This window comes from Halosimplex yunnanense (assembly GCF_054504345.1).
Window position 1 is genome coordinate 460,939 of the sequence record NZ_JBTJEL010000037.1, and the last position, 17,498, is coordinate 478,436.

The following is a 17,498-nucleotide window of genomic DNA, read 5'->3' on the forward strand; positions in this document are numbered from 1 at the left end:
CGGTGCCGCCGCGTTTCACCGCCGTCGCAGACGCACGAGCGCACCCGCGAGCAGCGAGCCCACGGCGCCGAGCGCGAGGACGGTCCCGAGCGGCACCGGCCCCGACTCGTCGGTCGGCGTGCCGAGCACGCTGTCGCCGCTGTCGGCGGACTCGGTGTCACCGTTGTCCTGTCCGCCAGCTCCGGCACCAGCGTCGGTGTTGCCGTCAGTGCCGCTCGCGGTATCGCTGCCGTCGGTCGCCGTTTGGCCCGTGACGGCGTCGAGGTCGTCGTCGGGGATCAGCCGGGTGCTGTCGACCGACGTGAGGTAGTCGTAGCAGGCCGCGACGTCCGACTCGTCGAAGTCCGCGCTGCCGCTCACCTCCGTGGGTCCGGTCGCCCCGACGTCGGCCATCGCTGGCCCGCTGGACTCGTCGCCGGTGCCGACCCGCTCGACGTCGTACGGCTGGTACGGCGAGTACATCTCCCAGACGACGTCGCCCTCGGGTGTCACCTCGACGATGCGGTGGGCGCGGCGGTCGGCGATCAGCGTGTTCCCGTTCGGTAGCCGGTCGGCGTCGCGCGGTTCGTCGAGGCCGCCGCCTCGCAGGCTCCACGTCAGGTTCCAGCGACCGCCTTCGCGCTGGTACTCGACCACGCGGTCGTTGAGGCTGTCGGCGACGACGACCGTCGGCGTGCCGTCCTCGCTCTCGATGTAGTCCGGGTTGTGCTGTTCGTCGAGGATCGTGGCGTTGTCGTCTTCGCCGAGCGTCCACTCGACGTCCTTCGTCGAGCGGTTGATGGCGACCACTTTGTCGAAGTTGCGGACCGAGACCATGAAGACGCCGTCGTCGATCCGTTCGACGTCGTTGTTGTGGGTCCAGTCGCCGCCGTACTCGCCGCCGCCGGACTCGGGGTAGTGTTCGGGGTAGTCCGAGAAGTTGTACTCCCAGACGACCTCCTCGCGGGTGAGGTTGTAGACGAACACGCGGTCCCCGCCGTTCTGGCTCATGTCGTTCATGAGCAGTTCGTCGCCGTTGATCAGGTCGACGTCGTGGGTGTCGAGCGTGTCACGGAAGTGGCGCTCGGAGACGTGCTCGCCGGTCGCGGGGTCGACCTCCTCGATCAGGGTGTGGCGGGACTGCGTGGTCGACTGGAGGATGTTGCCGTTGGAGAGCAGGTCGACGTCGTAGGTCCACCAGCGCCCGGCGGCGGTGTCGTTGTGGACGCCGACGACCGACCCGTCGGGATCGGCACCGACGACCATCGCGGACGTCTTCTCGCTCCCGTGGGCGCCCTGGATCGAGAAGAGGGTCGTTCGGTCGGGCGTTCGCTCCATCGTTCCGACGCAGGGGTTCGGACTGTCTTGCAGCGAGACCTGCGTCGCCGCGCCGGGGCCGGTGAGGGAGCCCCTCGCGTCGGTCTGGCCCGGTGCAACCGCGCTAGCGGCGGCGCTGACGGGGACGACGAGCAGGAGCGCGACGACTGCGGTCGGGAGGACGATTCGGCGCATCTGCCACCACCTGCGACGGACTGGGTTAACTCGGTTACGACTCGGCGTCCGGCCCGCGGTCGGCCGGGTCGGTCGGTCGCTCGCCCTCCTCGCGTCCGGTCCGCGTTCCCTCGACGGCCTCGAGGCCGAACTCGCGGGCGCGCCGTCGCCAGAACTCTTCGAAGCCCTCCTCGCGCTGTTCGACCGTGCTGCGACCGTCGCGGACGTAATCGAGCTTGAGGTCGGTCTCCTCGACGAGGCGCTCGCCGATGTCGTCGCTGACCACGCCGTGGCGCATGGCGTCGCTGATGGCCGACTTCTCGCGCTGGAGCACCTGCCGCTCGCCGGCGAGCAGCTGCTCGCGACGGAGCTCGGGGTGTTTCCGCAGGAGTTCCGCGATGGCGTCGTTGAGCTGGGCCTTCTCGCGCTCGTACTCGGCGGTGAAGTCCTCGTACACCTCCGCCGGGAGCTCGCCGCTCTCGTGGAGTTCCTCGGCGGATTGCAGCGCCTCGTCGACCGCCCGAGCGCGGCCGACCAGCAGTTCGTACAGCTCCTCGTCGTCCGACCGAGTGACGATACCGAGGCCGTTCAACAGGTTCGACATCGTCATCCCCTGGACGACGAGCGAGAAGGCGGCGACGCCGAAGACCATCGCCCGGAGCGTGGTCCGCAGCTCCGGAGAGAGCCCGGACCCGCTCCCGATCCCGAGTACCAGTGCGATGGGGATCGAGCCGTGCAGGCCGCCCCAGACCATGACGTGCTGGTAGTCGAACGGCACTGTCGGCTCGTTGAAGCGGTTGACCAGCCACGTGAGGGGATAGACCACCAGCGCCCGCGCGGCGAGTACCAGCGGGATTGCAATGAGGATGAGCCGCCAGTTCGCGAGGAGGTCGCTGACCGGCGTGGTGACGCCGATCATGACGAAGATGAACGTGTTGACGATGAACGCGCCCGTCTCCCACGTGTTGAACACCGACAGCTTCGTCCGCGGGCTCATCGCGAACTCCGCGCCGCGGTTCCCGATGAGCAGGCCCGCCGCGACGGTGGCGATGACGCCGCTGAAGTGGATGCCGAGCAGGACCTCGACGTAGTGCTCGGAGACGAGGAAGACGCCGTAGGCGAGGATGATCGTCAGGACGATCTCGGTCATGTGCTCGTCGACGCCGGACATCACCCGGTAGACGGCGTATCCGCCGACGATGCCGACCAGCGCGCCCCCACCCGCGGTGACGGCGATGTTGAGCCCGACGTCGAGCGCGCCGGCCACCGAGAACAGTTCCGGCCCGCCACCGCCGTGTCCGCCGCCACCGCCGTTCTCGGCGGTGACGCGGGCGAGCAGGGCAGTAAACAGGACGACGCCGACACCGTCGTTGATGAGACTCTCGCCCTCGACGAGGACCGAGAGGCGGTCGGGCGCGCCCAGTTCCTCGAACAGCGCGAGGACGGAGACGGGGTCGGTCGGGAGGATCATCGCGGCGAACAGCAACGCGATCAGCAGGTCGAAGCCGAAGGCGTACTGCCCGACGAACCCGAGCGCGAGCACCGAGAGTATCAGCCCGACGACGGCGAGGACGATGATCGGCGTGAAGTTGCGCCGCAGGCGCACGAGGTCGGTCGTCGCCGCCCCCTCGAACAGCAGCGGTGGGAGGAGCACGAGCAGAATGAGGTCGTGCGAGAGATCGATGACGACGTGTATCCCCGCGATCGACGCGGCGAACCCGGCGATCAGGAGCGCGATGGTGTAGGGGAACCGGCCGACCTTGGCGACGAAGATACCGACGCCGGCGGCGATGATGAACACCGAGAGCACGTCCGCGAGCAACGCGACGTCGATTCCCGCCTGAGCCATGTGTCCGGTTGGGCACTCAGACGGGTAAAATCCGTGCCGGAGAATGCTACAGCGTTCCGCCGTAGAACTCGACGAGCGTCCGCGTGTGCGGGTGACTCGGATCGTCGAGAATCCGGCCGGTCGGCCCGATTTCCACGACGTGGCCGTCGTGAAGCACGGCCAGCCGGTCAGCAACCGCCGCGAGCGCCGGCAGGTCGCCACCGAGCGCGGCGACCGTCGTTCCGCCGCTGCCGGCCGATTTTCCGTCCGTGTCCGGTTCGAGTACGGCCGACAGGTCGTCGCGAGCGACGTCGAAGGCGAAGGCGAAGGGGAGGTCGTCGAGGACGAGGACTGCGGGGTCGCCGAGCAGGCCGCGGACGACCTGTGCGAGTTCTCTGGCGCCGTCGCTCAGTTCCCCCGGACGGGCGTCGAGGACGCGCTCGGCGTCGAGGCCGACCGACGCGAATAGATCCCGGGCGCGCGCTTCGTCCGCGTCGGTCGCCCGGAGTACCGGTCGGAACTGCGACCGTATCGTGGCAGTCGGGTCGAACCCGCCGAGGTCGCCGCTGACGACGGAAACCGTCTCACGGCGGAATCGCTGGAGGGCCTCCTCGTCGAGCCCGCCGACGCTGATCGGGTCGCCCTCCGCGGGGCGGTACGTGACCGTCCCGGTGACGTGGGCTGGGGAGGCGACGCCGTCGACCAGCGCAGTCGCGAGCGTGGTCTTGCCGGCCGCGCTCTCCCCGACGACGCCGAGAGTCTCGCCGCGCTGGACGGCCAGATCCAGTCGATCGAGTACCGTCACGCTCCCGTACTCGACCGAGAGCCGTTCGACGTCGATGACCGGGTCGTTGACACCGTCGTCCATCGGCCCGCTGGAGTGGTCGGACATCGGTTTGCTTCGGTTTGGGGCCGCCGACTTCTACGTGTTCGGCCGCCCGCGGCCGTCACGGCCGGCACGCCCCGAAACGTCACGCCTATACTCGGCGCTCGACAACGGCGGGGCATGCGTTTGCTGGAGCGGCTGTTCGGCGGGGACGGCGGGTCCGCGGGCGACGGCGAGGGGTCCGCAGGTGACGACGCAGATGACGGAGATACGTCTCGCGGACACGACCAGCCGCGGGTGGGGCTGTACGTCGACGGGCCGAACGTCCTCCGCGAGGAGTTCGACGTGGACCTGGACGACGTGCGAGCGGCGGCGGAACGCTACGGGCAGTGCTCGTACGCGCACCTCTACCTCGACGAGAACGCGCCGGCGGGGCTCATCCAGGCCGCCGAGGCGCGCGGGTTCGAGGTGGTGACGACGAGCGGCGACGTCGACGTCAAACTCGGCGTCGACGCGACGGCGGCGACCGTGGAGGAGGCCATCGACGTGCTCGCGGTCGCCTCGCGGGACACCGACTTCAAGCCGGTGCTGGAGGCCGCCGCCGAGCGCGGGCTGGCGACCATCGCCATCGCGCCCGGCGAACACGGCCGCTCCGACGCGCTCCGGAACACCGCCCACGAGGACATCACCCTCGGGTAGTTGCTGTCCGGCGAGCGTTTCGTCTCACTTCTCGCCCTCGTTCCCTGGGACGGCGCCGCTGCCAACAGTTAACTCCACGGCGCCGAATCGGTCGGGTATGTACCGGATCGACGAACGCGTTCTCGTCGGCGTGCTCGCCGGGGCGCTCGGGCTTGGCCTGCTGGTCGGGCTCGCCGTCGCGGGCGTGCTGTAACACTTCCACCTCGACGGCCACCGTGGCGAACGCGCGCCAGACCCCGTTCAAGGCCTGATAATCGGGGGCCAGTCTTTAACCGGGGCTGCGGGAATCCTCGGGCATGCTTCGCATCGACGGGCGCGTCCTCGTCGCGTCCGCGCTGGGCCTCTTCCTCGTCGGCGCGGCCCTCGGGTTCGCCATCGGCGGCGGAACGGGCCAGTCGGGACCGCCCGACGGGACCAGTGTTCCGACCGCGACTCCGCCGGGGGCCGCGACGCCGACGCCGAGCCAGGTGCCGACCGCGACTGGGACGGCGACAGCTATCCCGGCGACGCCGACGCGGACCGTGACGCCTGCACCGACAACCCCGACTACGGTCTCCACGCCGACCTCGACGCCGACGGCGACGGTGACGCCGGATCCGACCGCGACGGCGACGCGGACGCCGATGCTGATCCGGCGGTTCGACACCGACGAGATCGAGCGCGACCTCCGGCGGATGGTGAACGACTGGCGCGAGGAACGAGGACTCCGCCCGTTCGGGAACCCCGACGGGACGGTCGTCCGGAAGCTCGACCGGATGGCGACGGCCCACAGCGTCGACATGGCCGACCGCGGCGAGACGATCCACCGGATCGACAACCGGTCGAGCGCCGGCCGCTATCGCGACGCCGAACTCTTCGAGACCTGCCAGTTCAAGAAATCGGGGGCCCAGTACGTCGTCACGCCGACGCGCAACCGCCTCGAAGTCCTGGGGAAGACCGACGCCGGCCGCGCCTACGAGACGGGGAACGGCACCCGCTACAACGGCGACGAGTCGGCCGTCGCCGCCGCGATCTTCGAGTCGTGGGTCGAGACCGAGCCCTACCGTGAGCGCCTCTCCTACGCCAACGCCACCCGCATCGGTATCGGCATCGAGACGACTACCGACAACGAGGTCTACGTGACCGGCAACCTCTGCGGCGTCTACGGCAGTAGCTGACGGGGCGGCCGGGCGGAGAGACAGCGATCGGTTTTTGCGCCGGCGCGCCACAGGCGGAAACATGAACGCCGAGATCGACGGTCCGGTCCTCGACGACCACATGCACCTCGACCCGGTCCACGGACGGGGGGTCGAGGCCGCCGCGGAGTTCGCCGACAACGGCGGTACCCACCTGCTCGTCGTCAACAAGCCCTCGTGGCACCTGCTGGAGGACCTCCCCGAGGGCCGCGAGGGCTTCCGCGAGGTGTTCGACCTCACCGTCGACGTGGTCGAGCGGGCGAGCGACGTGCTTCCGGGCCGCGCGTGGCCGGTCCTGGGCGTCCACCCGGCGCTGGTTTCACAGCTCGTCGACGACGGACTCGACCCGGAGGACGCCCGCGACCGCATGCAGGCCGGTCTCGACGTCGCCGCCGAGTACGTCGCCGACGGCCCGGCGCTCGGGCTGAAGTCCGGGCGACCGCACTACGACGTCGCCGACGAGGTCTGGGCGGCCTCCAACGACGTGATGAAACACGGATTCGACCTCGCCGCGGAAGCGGGCTGTGCCATCCAGTTGCACGCCGAGGGCGGCGAGGATTTCCGCGAGGTCGCCGAGTGGGCCGAAGACCGCGGGCTCCCGCCCGAGCGCGTCGTCAAGCACTACTCCGGCGGGCGCCTGCAGGGGATCACCAAGAGCGTCATCTCGAACAAGGAGGACCTACAGGTCGCTATCGAGGAGGACGAGCCGTTCATGATGGAGACCGACTACATCGACGACCCCGACCGCCCGGGCGCGGTGCTGGGCGTCAAGACCGTCCCGCGGCGGGTGCGCTGGCTGCTGGAAGAGGGTCACGACGAAGCCATCGAGCGTGCGCACGTGGAGACTCCCGCGGCGGTCTACGGCATCGACACCGAAGCGACGCTGGAGTAGGCGGCCCTTCTCACAGCAGTTTCAGCCACTGCTGAGCCGCCATCCACAGGAAGAGAACGCCGCCCGCGAGGAGTATCGCGAAGGTGTAGCGGGCGATGGTCACCCGCCACTCGGCGGGTTCGACGTCGTCCCAGGACCGAGTGCTCCCCACGGCGTCGAGGCGCTCGCGCCACAGCGCGACCGTGTACGGCCGGAGCACGCCGAACAGGCCGACCGTCAGGAGCACGGCACCGACCAGCGTGGCGCTGGCCGCCGCGGCGACAGTCATCTCGGCTCCGATCCGTTTCGCCGTCCGATCGACCCCTGAGTCCGCGGACGATCGCCCCGGGTCCAGCAGATTCGCCGTCGCATACGTTACACTCCGCCGTTGACACGATAAGCGTAGCGGGTTCGCGAGGGGCCGGTTGGAGTCGACATTTACGTTTCCCGGGGCGAAACAGCCTGCATGGACCATCGCTGTCCCGACTGCGGCGTCTCGATGGAGTCGGTCGAGTTCGGCATGAACGACGCGTGGCAGCCCCACGTCAAGACGGAAGAGAAGCGCGAGGGCCTGCTCGGCAAGCTCGGGATGAACGAGCGCCAGGAGGTCGAGACGGTGATGTGTCCCGAGTGTGGACTGGTCCGGTTCTACGCCGATATCGAGGCGGACGACCCCTACTGAAAGCAGAGCGTTGCGGTCGCGGAGCAGAGCATTGCGGTCGCGGTGGCCGGGAGCGCGTGCCCGCGCTCTCGCGCGGGCCGCGCGACCCGGGGAAAGGCAGGCCCGCCACGCTCGCATCCGGCGCCGCAGGCGCCGGTTCACCGAATTCGCGCGGAGCGCGAATTCGGCCTTTTTCACCCATGTTTTTGGCTCGGGGGTCGCGCTACGCACGACCCTCGAGCGAAAAACATGGGATCGGGGTCGAAAGCCATATGACCGGAGCGACGAACGGAGTTGTATGAGCAACCAGCCGGGGGAGTACTACACGCCCGAACGCTGGCAGAACTGGCTGAACAGGATCGAGGAAGAGGACCTCGACCCCGAGGACGACGACACCGCGCAACTGCTGTGGAACATGCAGGACGACACGGCCATCGCCGTGGTCAAGGTCGTCTCCGACTTCGACGAGGGCGTCCTCGACGAGGACGAGGCGCTCGCGGAGATCGAGGACATGCGCGAGGTCGTCCTCGACGAGCCAGCGTTCGACGACGAGGAGGCGCTCATGCTGGTGGACAGCGTCCAGACCTCGCTCGTCTGCGTCTTCTACGCGGCCGAGGAGTACGTCGTCGGCGGCACCGCTGAGGACGCCGGCATCGGGGACTACGTCAGCGCCGCGGCCGACGCCGAGTCCGAGGAGGACCTCGACGCCGCGCTGTCGTACTGCGTCCAGGCGGGGACGCTCGTCATCGACGGGGCCGAGTTCGACCCCGCGATGGCCGAGGAACTGGAACCGGGCCTGGTGGTCCAGTGGGTCAACGGGCTCGACAGCCTCCAGACGGCGATGAAAGACCCCGAAGTCGTCGAAGAGGAAGACGAGTAACGGGGCCATCGCGGTCGTCCCGGCCGGCTCGGTGGTGCCGGGTTTCCGGACGACGGGTCGTTATCAGGGCGGAAAATCGGGGACACAGGTTTTTGCACGCCCGTCGGGAACTGCGGGCACATGGAGTCGTGGGACGACAGGGGCCAGTCTATCCAGATCGGGGCGGTCCTGATCTTCGCCGCAGTCGTCCTCCTGCTGGCGCTCTACCAGGCGTCGGTCGTCCCACAGCAGAACGAACGGGTCGAGTTCGACCACAGCCAGCAACTCCGGGGAGACATGCTCGACCTGCGCAACGCGGTGGTGTCGACGGTCGGCGACTCGTCACGACGGTCGGTGGCGGTCACGCTCGGGACGACGTATCCGTCGCGAGTGCTGGCGGTGAATCCGCCGCCGCCGGCCGGGCAGTTGCGGACGGTCGGGACGGCCGACGCCGCAGTTTCGGTCGGGGTGACCAACGCGACGGCACTGGATTCCGAGACGGACGACTTCTGGAACGGGACTCGCCGGGACTACGACACCGGCGGGATCGCCTATCGGCCGAACTACAACGAGTACGGCCAGCCGCCGTCGACGCGCTACGAGAACTCGGTGCTGTACGACGAGTTTTCCTTCGAGGGGACGACCGTCGCCCGGAGCAGTCAGGCGCTGATCGACGGGGACGTCGTCTCGCTCGTCGCGCTGAACGGGTCGCTCAGCGAGTCCTCGTCGGGGACGAAGTCGGTGGACGTGCGCCCGGTGAGCGCGTCGTCGACCACGGTCGCGGTGCGCAACGCGAACCCGGACTCGAACGTGACCGTCCGGGTGCCGACGCGGTTGCCCGAATCGCGCTGGGAGGCGCTGCTGGAAGAGGAGTTCGTCGGGGCGGGCGGGAACGTGACCGACGTGCGGACGAACCCGATCCCCGGCGGGTCCGAGTATCGGATGCTCGTCGTCGACCTCGTCCCGGGGACCTACGACCTCCGGATGGCGAAGGCCGGCGTCGGGACGCGAGTGACGGGGACGGAAGCGGCCTACGTGACCGAAATCCGGGGGAACGGGACGCACGTCCCCGAGGGCGGGACGGCGCAGTTCGTCGTCGAGGTGCGCGACCGGTACAACAACCCGGTGAGCGGGGTGACGGTGCGGGCGGCGACCGACGGCGTGGGCGAGGTAACGAGGCGGACGGAGACGGGCGACGACGGCCGCGCACGATTGACCTATCGCGCTCCGTCGAACGTCGACGGCGCGTCTGTCGCAGGGAGAGTTAACGCGAGCTTCGCCGTGACGCCGGGTTCGGGGGCGGATTCGTTCGCTGGCGGGGAGCCGGAGAACGTCAGCATGAACGTGACGGTGCGGAACGCGGACCGGAGCGGGCTCGGAGGCGGCGGCGGTGGTGGCGGCGCTGGCTACACGCTGCGCTGGACCGAACCGACGACGGTACCGGGAACGACGAGTAGCGGCGAGTCCTGTGCGTCGACGCCGGCCCCGTGTAACGTCACGATGCAGTCGGCGACCGACCCGCCGCAGATCGGCGCGCCGGTCGGCTTCGGATCGAACGATACCGCCCTCGTTCGCGCGTACGAGCGGGTGACCGCGACCGACTCCGACGGGACGGCGAGGACGACGGTCCGGTTCGAGCGGACGGAGGGCAACGCCACGCTGTGGACCCAGAGCGCGGGGGCCAACGCGACCCGGGCCGTGTCCACGCCGTCGTACGAGAGCTTCGAATCGGATCTGGGGAACTACGGCGTGTTCGGTACCTTCCGTGGGTCCGATCCGGACAAACTGACGAGTCGGAACGCCAACACGGGCTCGCAGTCGGCGCTGATCGACGGCGGCGACGACGGGGGGCTCGTGACGACGCAGTACGACACGAGCGGCGCGGAAATGGTGATCGTCCAGTACTGGGCGCAGGACGCCGGTGCCGAGGCGAACGACGCCGAGACGGGGCTCGACGAGGACCTCGCCGTCGAGTACCGGACCGCAGGGGGCGGCTGGGTGCAAGCGGACCTGCTCGAAGCCCGCGGGAGCGGGGACAATCCGCAGAACCCGACCTACCACCGAGCGATTCGACTGGGGAGCGACGCGCTTCACGGGAACTTCTCGCTGCGGTTCCGGCAGGTCGCGGCAGACGCAGCCAACGACCAGTGGCTCGTCGACGACCCGCAGATCTCCGTGATCGGCAAGGCGGTCGGCGGCGGGCAAGCGGGCGGTCGTGAACCGGGATCCGGCGGCGGCGGGGGCAGTGGATCGCTCGTCTACAACGGCGACGCGGTGGCAGTCGACGGACCCGATCCGGACTCGACGACCGGCGGCGTCGAGTTCTCCGTCAGGAACGACTTCAGTCAGCGGGCGCAGATAACGAGCGTCGAGGTCTCCGGTATTGGCGGGAACCGCCGGATAAGCGACGGCGTGAGGCCCAACGACGAGAGACAGCGGACCGAGATATACGTGACCGGCGACGTGAGCGACGGCTGGGTCGATTACAACGACGGCGTCTCCCTCCCGGCCACGTTCGACATGGACAGCGACGGATTCAGCAACAACGGTAACCCCGAGGCGTCGAGTGGGACGACGTTCGGCGTCTCGCTCTTCGAGTTCGAGAACAACGGCGGCAACCGGATCGACATGAGCGGAGAGTCGTTCGAGGTCACTGTCTCCTACGAGCTCGCGGACGGTTCGACCGGGAGCGAAACGTTCACCGTCACCGTCTCGTGACCAAAATCCCGCCGTTACGGCGCCTCACTGCGTTTCTCGTCCGAACGAGATCTTCCGATCGTGGGGTTCGACACTCGTCGATGTGCTAGTCGACAGGCACTTGTAGGTGTCTCACGGATCAGGGGATATGACATCGGTCGGTATCGACGCCGTGGAGATACGAACGGGGAAGCTTCGACTCGACCTGCCGGAGACGTTCGCGCCGGCGCAGGGCGACGACCCCGGGAAGTACACGAAGGGGCTCGGCCTAACCGCCAGTTCGTTCCCCGACGTCTACGAGGACATCGTGACGATGGGGGCCAACGCGGCCCACAGCCTCATGGAACGAAAGGGCCTGGAACCCGAAGACATCGGCCGGATCGACGTGGCGACGGAGTCGGCGTTCGACAACTCCAAGCCCGTCTCGACGTACATCGCCGGCTGTCTGGAGCAGGTGTACGACGGCGACTTCCACCACGCCAACAAGGGCGAGCGCAAGTTCGCCTGCATCTCGGGCACCCAGAGCCTCGACGACGCCTACAACTGGATCCGCGCGGGTCGCAATCGCGGCCGCGCCGCGCTGGTCATCGCGACCGACACCGCGCTGTACGCCCGGGACGACCCCGGTGAGGCCACGCAGGGCGCCGGGGCCGTCGCGCTTCTGGTCACCGAGGACCCGGATCTCGTCGAACTCTCGACCGAACAGGGCTACGGCAGCGCGGACGAGACGGACTTCCTCAAGCCTCAGCAGCAGTTCCCGAGCGTCGACGGCAAGCGCTCGGTGCAGGTGTACCTCTCGCGGATGCGCGAGGCCATCGAGGACTTCGAATCGGTTACCGAGACCATCCACCCCGACGATTACGTGCTCGGGCCGTTCCACACCCCCTTCCCGGGGATGGTCCGCAAGGCTGCGGCGCTCGCGTTCCGGCACTTCAGCCGCGACACGGAGATCGAGGAGCGTCTCGCCGACGATATCGGCCGACAGCCCCGCTACGAGGCCTTCGACACCGAGGAGGCCTTCCGTGAGGCCGCCGCCGACTACACGGACGACCTGACCGACACCGACGTGTATCGCGAGTGGTACGCCGAGACGGTCGAACCCACGCTCACCATCTCCCGCGAGGTCGGCAACTGGTACACCGGTTCGGTCCACGTCGCCCGGCTCTCCGGGCTGAAGGCCGCCTACGAGGACGGGGTCGACCTGACCGGGGAGAAGCTACTCGTCGGTTCCTACGGTTCGGGAGCGCAGGCGGAGATCCACGCCGAGACGGTCCAGTCCGGCTGGGAGGACGAGATCGCGGCGCTCGACGTCGACGAGCAACTCGACGCGCGCTACGAGCTCACCTTCGACGAGTACGAGGACGTCCACGACGTGCACAACCACGACGAGGACGCCGGCGCCAGCGACGTCGACCAGTTCACTTCCCCCGAGTCGGAGTTCGTCTTCGACGGCTGGGGCCGCATGGGCGAACGGAAGTACACCTACGTCGAGTAACGGCCGCAACCGACGCAAGCGCGCTCGAATTTTTCACCTCTGCCGATTCTGCCGCGCCCGAGACCGAACCACTCAAACGAGATTCGGCCGATGATCCCTCCACCATGGGCACCCCACTTCCCTCGCGCGAGGAGCAGGCCGAGGAGGTCATCGAGCGGCTCTGGGAGGAGTACCCAGACGCCACCATCTCGCTGAACTTCTCGAACCGGCTGGAACTGCTCGTCGCCGTCATGCTCTCGGCGCAGTGCACGGACGAGCGCGTCAACGAGACGACCGAACACCTCTTCGAGAAGTACCAGTCCCCGGAGGACTACGCCGAGGCCGACGTCGACGAGCTCTCCGAGGACATCGGATCGATCACCTACCACAACAGCAAGGCCGACTACCTCAAGTCCTCGGCGCGGACGATCATCGACGAGCACGACGGCGAGGTGCCGGACACGATGGACGAACTCACCGACCTGAAGGGGGTCGGCCGGAAGACGGCCAACGTCATCCTCCAGCACGGCTACGACCTCGTGGAGGGCATCGTCGTCGACACGCACGTCCAGCGCCTCTCGCGGCGGCTCGGCATCACCGAGGAGCAGCGGCCGGAGGCCATCGAACAGGACCTGCTCCCCGTCGTCCCCGAGGAGGAGTGGCAGTGGTACACCCACCTGCTGATCAGCCACGGCCGCGAGATCTGTACGGCCCGCAACCCCGACTGCGGATCGTGCGTCGTCGAGGACCGCTGTCCGTCCTCGAAACTCGACCACGAGGTCGACCTGGCGAGCGGCGAACCCTGGGACGGCTAAGATCGGAAAACCGGGAGCGGCCGACGAAGCCGCCCCCGAACCACGGATGCCTCGTGAGTGCCCGCGACGACCGGGCATGTTGGCATCAGTGTATCGCCGTTTAATTCTTCCGAACTGTCATTAACTCGGCAGCGAGCCAATTCTTTCAGGCTGCGGGGAGAACTGTCCGTTTGAGCGTTCCAGTAGCTAGCGATCGCGACTCGCTGCACCATCGAGCACCGGACCCACCGAGTGGGGCCGCTACGAGTTGACGTCTTCGAGGTGTTTGCTGACGACGACGCGGCCCTTGGGGGTGAGCTTCGGGCCGTCGTCGCCGTCGACGACGAGTTCGTCGGATTTCAGGTCGTTGAGCACCATCGTCAGCTGACTGCCGTCCATGTCGAGGACGCTGGCCAGCGAGACGCCCGGGCCGGACGAGTAGACGGCCACGAGGAGTTCGACCTGGTCGTCCGAGAGGGAGACGTCTTCCAGGTCGGCCATGAGGTCGCTGTACTCCAGACGCAGGAACCGACCGAGGATCGACATCCTCCGCGGGGAGTCCATGGCCGCCAGCGAGAGCGCCGCCTGCCCGCCATCGAGGTGGCGGACGGCGAGGACGGCCCGGTCCGTGCCGTTGATCTCGCGGTTGGTGCGTTCGAAGTCGCTGACGGTCGAGAGATCGATGTCGACAGTGTCGTCGGCGCGGCGGAAGCGGACCGACCCCGGCTTGAGGAACAGCTTCGCGGGGACGAACGATTCGTCGGTGACGCGGCCACCGACTCGCGCGGGATGTTTGACCGTCATGTCGGTGCCGTTGAGGATGGCCTTGAACAGGACGGTCGTGAACTTCTCGATCTTGTCGTCGTCGGCCTCGACGGCGGCGACCATCCGCTTGCCCGACCGCTCGAAGGCGATGGTGACCGTCGAACTGAAGAACTCCCCGAGACCGTCGGGGACATGGCCCACGGCGATGTCGAAGATAGACGAGAGGGGGATCGTCACCTTCCCCTCGTCGCCGGCGAGCACGAGTCGTTTCTCGCTGAGCAGGATCCGCCCTTTCACCGGCTCGGCGCGAGCCGACGCTTCGGAGTTGAAGGAGGCGACGAAGTCCGCGATGACTGATTCCGACATGGGCGGGGTTACGACCACCTTGCACAGCACAAATATTGAGCGTTTCGTGCGAGTATCAGCCGCGAGAACGGCGGCCGAGCGACGCCGATGTTCAGAATTGCGGTCTAGCGGCCGTACAACCCCGCGATCCGCCGTTCACTCGTCGGGATAGCGCGGGCGCCGCGCGGAGTCGTCGCTGCCCTCGACGAACGGGAGTTCGACGCGAGTCGCCGGGCGCTCGTCGCCGTCGACGCGGACGGTCAGGTCGGCGTCGCCGGTGGCGGCGTCGTCGTCGAGCGCGGCCATCGCGATCGGTTCCTCGCGGGTGGGACTCTCGGCGGCGCGGGTCACCTCGCCGACGGCAGCGTCGTCGGCGAAGACCGCAGCGCCCGCGTCGGGAACGGCCTCGGCGCTGAGGCCGACGAGTCGCTCGCTCGGGCGCCCGCGGTTTTCGATCCGGGAGACGACTTCCTGGCCGACGTAACAGCCCTTCTCGAAGTCGAGTGCGTTGCGGACGCCGCAGTCGTTGGGGAGTCGACCGGATAGCTCGGACTCGAACAGCGGCGTCCCGGCTTCCAGCGTCAGCGTCTCCAAGGTGTGGTAGCCGAAGGGCGCGGCGGCCTGCCCGAGGTTCGCGAGCGTGTCGAAGACGTCTGCGGCCTCGCTCGCGGCGCAGACGACCTCGTACCCCTCCTCGCCGGTCAGGCCGTCGTCGCGGATGACGGTGACGCCGGCGTCACCCATCGACCCGCGGACGAACGAGAGCGGGTGGTCCGGCGAGGCGGCGCCGTTGAGGACGCTCGCGATTTTCTCGGTCGCCTGGGGGCCGTAGACGCCGAAGACGCCGAAGTCGTCGGTCGCGTCGGTGATCTCGACGTCCTGGATGAACGTCTTCTCGCGCCAGTCCTCGGCGACGCGTTCGTGTTCGGTCGGGGGGAGAAAGAGGAGCAGGCGGTCGCCGTCGGCCGCGTTGTACACGTACATGTCCGTCTCGATGCGGCCGGAGGGGTCGAGCAACAGCGCGTAACAGCCTTCCCCGTCCGCCGCCGGGACGCGGTTGGAGACGGCGTTGTCGACGAAGTCGACGCGGTCCTCGCCCTCGACGACGAGGACGCCGTAGCCGTGTTCGACGACGCCGACGACGTTGCGGACGGCGGCGTGGGTACGATCGGGTCGCCCGTAGTGGGCCGCCACCCGGCGGCCGCCCCGCTCCTCGAACTCCGCGCCGTGGTCCGCGTGGACCGACTCGATGACCGTCATTACCCCGGTGTGGGGACGGTGGCGGGTTACATCTTCCGGGACCGGCGAAGCGGTGAAGTCCCGAGCGGGCGACCGTCCGGATACGCCCTCCATGTCTCGCCTCACTGCCCCGCTCGCGGACGCCGGCGAGTGGCTCGAAGACCACGCCGTCGCATACTTCCTCGCCCTCGTCGCCGCACCCATCGCCGCACGGCTCCTCCTGGCCACGGTCACGAGCGAGGGGTTGCGCGAAGCGTTCTGGAGCGGTCTCGTCTTCGGCGTCGTGTTCGCCACCTGCACGCTCGCGTTCCGCCGCTACCTCGAACGGGTGTCGAACTGACGGGGACTCAGTGCGCGCTGCCCGCCCGGTGCTCGCCGTACTTGACGCCCAGTCCGAGGCAGATCAGGCCGAACACGAGCATCGACGGGGCGACCATCATCAGGATCGTCGACGTCTCCATCGGGATCGGCGCACCGATCAGGCCGCCGACGCCGACCGCGACGACGAGGACGAACGCGGCGGCCGTCTTCGGCAGGTCGAATTCCATGACGGCGCTTCGGAGTGATATCAAATGAGGATTTCGACGCTTCCGACGACATGGGAGCGAACGAGCGCGGTGACGCATGCCGTGAAAACCCCGCCTACCCGCGAAGCAGCGACTTCAACTGGTCGACGGAGAACAGCGAGGTCGGCCGGTCCATGTGGACGCCGATCTCCCCGGAGAACGTGCGGAGGCCGGCCCGCTGGACGGGTTCCGGGAGCGAGTAGGCGCGCCGGAGCCAGTGGCCGAGTTCGATCTCGCGTTCGAGGTCGTCGCGCCAGGCGTCCTCGTAGTCGGCGAGGCTCCCCGGTCTGCGCGGGTCGATCTCGCGGGCGGCGTGGTCCGCGGCGGTCATCCCGTAGAGGATGCCTCCGCCGGTGAACGGCTTGGTCTGGGCGGCCGCGTCGCCGATCAGGAACGCCCGCGAACTCGTCACCGACTCGGGCGGGCCGATGGGGATCAGGCCCGAACACCGGTGGTCGGTCTCGACGCCGTAGTCCGCGGTGAACCGCTCGAATCGCTCGCGCACGTCGGCGCTCGGCGGCGTCGCCAGCCCGTACTCGACGCCCGCGTCGCCGCGGGGGATCCGCCAGGCGAAAAACTCCGGGACGGTGAGGTGGACGTCGACGAAGTCCGTGTCGTCGTCCTCGTCGGAGAACCCGAGGACGCCGTGAAGCAACTCGCCGGGTTCGTCCATCCCGAGTTCGCGCCGGACCCGCGACTTCGGGCCGTCGCAGCCCGCGACCATCCGGGCCTCGTGGGTCTCGACGCCGTCGGGCCCCTTCACTTCGACGCGCACGCGGTCGGGGCGCTCCTCCACGTCGACGACGGTGTGGTTCTCGCGGACGTCCGCGCCCGCGGCGCGGGCGGCGTCGGCGAGTTCCCTGTCCAGTCCGACGCGGTCGATGACGTTCGATATCTGCTCGTCTTTGTAGAAGGGGTAGGCGCTGGCGGGGTAGTCGTCCCAGCGGCGGTCCGGGGTTCCGGGGGCGTGACCGTCCGCCCGGGGGGTCGCCGCGCGGGCCGCCGAGGTGGAAGCGCGCGCCGTAGACGACGTTCTGGAGGAGGCGGTCGCGGGCGCCCTCGGGCGTGTACTCCCAGATGTCCGTGGAGACGTGGCCCGAGCAGGCGAGCGGTTCCCCCACCGAGCCCTGCTCGAAGGCGATCACGTCGTGGCCCCGCTCGGCGGCGCGGCGGGCGAAGCGCGACCCAGCGGGACCGCAGCCCACGACGGCGAAATCGTGCATAACCGT

16 protein-coding genes and 1 pseudogene are annotated in these 17,498 nt (G+C 68.7%); 9 read left to right on the top strand and 8 right to left on the bottom strand.

The window, feature by feature from the left end:
* Positions 1–15 precede the first annotated feature (15 nt).
* Genes AB2U09_RS21235 through AB2U09_RS21245 form a run of 3 tightly spaced genes read right to left on the bottom strand, consistent with a single transcriptional unit; the run spans position 16 to position 4,190 of the window.
* Positions 16–1,491, bottom strand: coding sequence for an aryl-sulfate sulfotransferase (locus tag AB2U09_RS21235; RefSeq protein WP_459194746.1), 1,476 nt, complete (start codon positions 1,489–1,491; stop codon positions 16–18).
* Positions 1,492–1,525: 34 nt separating this feature from the next.
* Positions 1,526–3,319 carry a cation:proton antiporter gene (locus tag AB2U09_RS21240; protein WP_459194747.1) on the bottom strand — a complete coding sequence of 598 codons (1,794 nt, stop codon included), beginning with the start codon at positions 3,317–3,319 and terminating at the stop codon, positions 1,526–1,528.
* Between the two features lie 46 nt (positions 3,320–3,365).
* A complete protein-coding gene (locus tag AB2U09_RS21245; protein WP_459194748.1) occupies positions 3,366–4,190 on the bottom strand; it encodes an ATP-binding cassette domain-containing protein in 825 nt (274 codons plus the stop codon).
* A 114-nt stretch (positions 4,191–4,304) separates the two neighbouring features.
* Between AB2U09_RS21245 and AB2U09_RS21250 the strand changes: the two genes are divergently transcribed.
* The 3 genes from AB2U09_RS21250 (at position 4,305) to AB2U09_RS21260 (ending at position 6,890) form a co-directional block, all read left to right on the top strand.
* Positions 4,305–4,823, top strand: coding sequence for an NYN domain-containing protein (locus AB2U09_RS21250; RefSeq protein WP_459194749.1), 519 nt, complete (start codon positions 4,305–4,307; stop codon positions 4,821–4,823).
* 296 nt (positions 4,824–5,119) lie between these two features.
* Positions 5,120–5,980, top strand: a complete 861-nt coding sequence (locus tag AB2U09_RS21255; RefSeq protein ID WP_459194750.1) for a CAP domain-containing protein — start codon at positions 5,120–5,122, stop codon at positions 5,978–5,980.
* A 61-nt stretch (positions 5,981–6,041) separates the two neighbouring features.
* Positions 6,042–6,890 carry a TatD family hydrolase gene (locus tag AB2U09_RS21260; protein WP_459194751.1) on the top strand — a complete coding sequence of 283 codons (849 nt, stop codon included), beginning with the start codon at positions 6,042–6,044 and terminating at the stop codon, positions 6,888–6,890.
* Between the two features lie 10 nt (positions 6,891–6,900).
* Here AB2U09_RS21260 and AB2U09_RS21265 read toward each other — a convergent pair whose 3' ends face one another.
* Complete coding sequence (locus AB2U09_RS21265; RefSeq protein WP_459194752.1) at positions 6,901–7,158, bottom strand: DUF6199 family natural product biosynthesis protein; 258 nt, start codon at positions 7,156–7,158, stop codon at positions 6,901–6,903.
* A gap of 177 nt (positions 7,159–7,335) precedes the next feature.
* Between AB2U09_RS21265 and AB2U09_RS21270 the strand changes: the two genes are divergently transcribed.
* The 5 genes from AB2U09_RS21270 (at position 7,336) to nth (ending at position 13,375) form a co-directional block, all read left to right on the top strand.
* Positions 7,336–7,551 (top strand): hypothetical protein, encoded by a 216-nt coding sequence (locus AB2U09_RS21270; protein WP_459194753.1) that lies wholly within the window; start codon positions 7,336–7,338, stop codon positions 7,549–7,551.
* A gap of 277 nt (positions 7,552–7,828) precedes the next feature.
* A complete protein-coding gene (locus tag AB2U09_RS21275) occupies positions 7,829–8,410 on the top strand; it encodes a DUF2150 family protein (protein ID WP_459194754.1) in 582 nt (193 codons plus the stop codon).
* A 120-nt stretch (positions 8,411–8,530) separates the two neighbouring features.
* On the top strand, positions 8,531–11,107 hold the full coding sequence (locus AB2U09_RS21280) for a hypothetical protein (RefSeq protein ID WP_459194755.1): 2,577 nt from the start codon (positions 8,531–8,533) through the stop codon (positions 11,105–11,107).
* Between the two features lie 127 nt (positions 11,108–11,234).
* Complete coding sequence (hmgB, locus tag AB2U09_RS21285; protein ID WP_459194756.1) at positions 11,235–12,581, top strand: hydroxymethylglutaryl-CoA synthase; 1,347 nt, start codon at positions 11,235–11,237, stop codon at positions 12,579–12,581.
* A gap of 104 nt (positions 12,582–12,685) precedes the next feature.
* Positions 12,686–13,375 carry an endonuclease III gene (gene nth / locus AB2U09_RS21290; RefSeq protein ID WP_459194757.1) on the top strand — a complete coding sequence of 230 codons (690 nt, stop codon included), beginning with the start codon at positions 12,686–12,688 and terminating at the stop codon, positions 13,373–13,375.
* Positions 13,376–13,615: 240 nt separating this feature from the next.
* On the opposite strand, the gene AB2U09_RS21295 is transcribed toward nth, so the two are convergent.
* Positions 13,616–14,485, bottom strand: a complete 870-nt coding sequence (locus tag AB2U09_RS21295; RefSeq protein WP_459194758.1) for a CheF family chemotaxis protein — start codon at positions 14,483–14,485, stop codon at positions 13,616–13,618.
* A gap of 135 nt (positions 14,486–14,620) precedes the next feature.
* Positions 14,621–15,724, bottom strand: a complete 1,104-nt coding sequence (gene ygfZ / locus AB2U09_RS21300; RefSeq protein ID WP_459194759.1) for a CAF17-like 4Fe-4S cluster assembly/insertion protein YgfZ — start codon at positions 15,722–15,724, stop codon at positions 14,621–14,623.
* 91 nt (positions 15,725–15,815) lie between these two features.
* Here ygfZ and AB2U09_RS21305 point away from each other — a divergent pair, with 91 nt between their 5' ends.
* Positions 15,816–16,043, top strand: a complete 228-nt coding sequence (locus tag AB2U09_RS21305) for a hypothetical protein (RefSeq protein ID WP_459194760.1) — start codon at positions 15,816–15,818, stop codon at positions 16,041–16,043.
* Positions 16,044–16,050: 7 nt separating this feature from the next.
* Here the strand turns inward: AB2U09_RS21305 and AB2U09_RS21310 are convergent, their stop codons facing one another.
* Positions 16,051–16,251: a DUF7333 family protein gene (locus AB2U09_RS21310; protein ID WP_459194761.1), complete on the bottom strand. Its 201-nt coding sequence runs from the start codon at positions 16,249–16,251 to the stop codon at positions 16,051–16,053.
* A gap of 94 nt (positions 16,252–16,345) precedes the next feature.
* Positions 16,346–17,492: pseudogene (locus tag AB2U09_RS21315) on the bottom strand (geranylgeranyl reductase family protein).
* Between the last annotated feature and the right edge of the window lie 6 nt (positions 17,493–17,498).

What these genes read in the sequence shown, in the direction of transcription:
- nth (WP_459194757.1), top strand. Translation starts at nt 12,686, where the DNA reads ATGGGCACCCCACTTCCCTCGCGCGAGGAGCAGGCCGAGGAGGTCATC.
- AB2U09_RS21280 (WP_459194755.1), top strand. Translation starts at nt 8,531, where the DNA reads ATGGAGTCGTGGGACGACAGGGGCCAGTCTATCCAGATCGGGGCGGTC.
- AB2U09_RS21305 (WP_459194760.1), top strand. Translation starts at nt 15,816, where the DNA reads ATGTCTCGCCTCACTGCCCCGCTCGCGGACGCCGGCGAGTGGCTCGAA.
- AB2U09_RS21240 (WP_459194747.1), bottom strand. Translation starts at nt 3,319, where the DNA reads ATGGCTCAGGCGGGAATCGACGTCGCGTTGCTCGCGGACGTGCTCTCG.
- AB2U09_RS21255 (WP_459194750.1), top strand. Translation starts at nt 5,120, where the DNA reads ATGCTTCGCATCGACGGGCGCGTCCTCGTCGCGTCCGCGCTGGGCCTC.
- AB2U09_RS21310 (WP_459194761.1), bottom strand. Translation starts at nt 16,251, where the DNA reads ATGGAATTCGACCTGCCGAAGACGGCCGCCGCGTTCGTCCTCGTCGTC.
- ygfZ (WP_459194759.1), bottom strand. Translation starts at nt 15,724, where the DNA reads ATGACGGTCATCGAGTCGGTCCACGCGGACCACGGCGCGGAGTTCGAG.
- AB2U09_RS21235 (WP_459194746.1), bottom strand. Translation starts at nt 1,491, where the DNA reads ATGCGCCGAATCGTCCTCCCGACCGCAGTCGTCGCGCTCCTGCTCGTC.
- AB2U09_RS21250 (WP_459194749.1), top strand. Translation starts at nt 4,305, where the DNA reads ATGCGTTTGCTGGAGCGGCTGTTCGGCGGGGACGGCGGGTCCGCGGGC.
- AB2U09_RS21245 (WP_459194748.1), bottom strand. Translation starts at nt 4,190, where the DNA reads ATGTCCGACCACTCCAGCGGGCCGATGGACGACGGTGTCAACGACCCG.
- hmgB (WP_459194756.1), top strand. Translation starts at nt 11,235, where the DNA reads ATGACATCGGTCGGTATCGACGCCGTGGAGATACGAACGGGGAAGCTT.
- AB2U09_RS21265 (WP_459194752.1), bottom strand. Translation starts at nt 7,158, where the DNA reads ATGACTGTCGCCGCGGCGGCCAGCGCCACGCTGGTCGGTGCCGTGCTC.
- AB2U09_RS21275 (WP_459194754.1), top strand. Translation starts at nt 7,829, where the DNA reads ATGAGCAACCAGCCGGGGGAGTACTACACGCCCGAACGCTGGCAGAAC.
- AB2U09_RS21270 (WP_459194753.1), top strand. Translation starts at nt 7,336, where the DNA reads ATGGACCATCGCTGTCCCGACTGCGGCGTCTCGATGGAGTCGGTCGAG.
- AB2U09_RS21260 (WP_459194751.1), top strand. Translation starts at nt 6,042, where the DNA reads ATGAACGCCGAGATCGACGGTCCGGTCCTCGACGACCACATGCACCTC.
- AB2U09_RS21295 (WP_459194758.1), bottom strand. Translation starts at nt 14,485, where the DNA reads ATGTCGGAATCAGTCATCGCGGACTTCGTCGCCTCCTTCAACTCCGAA.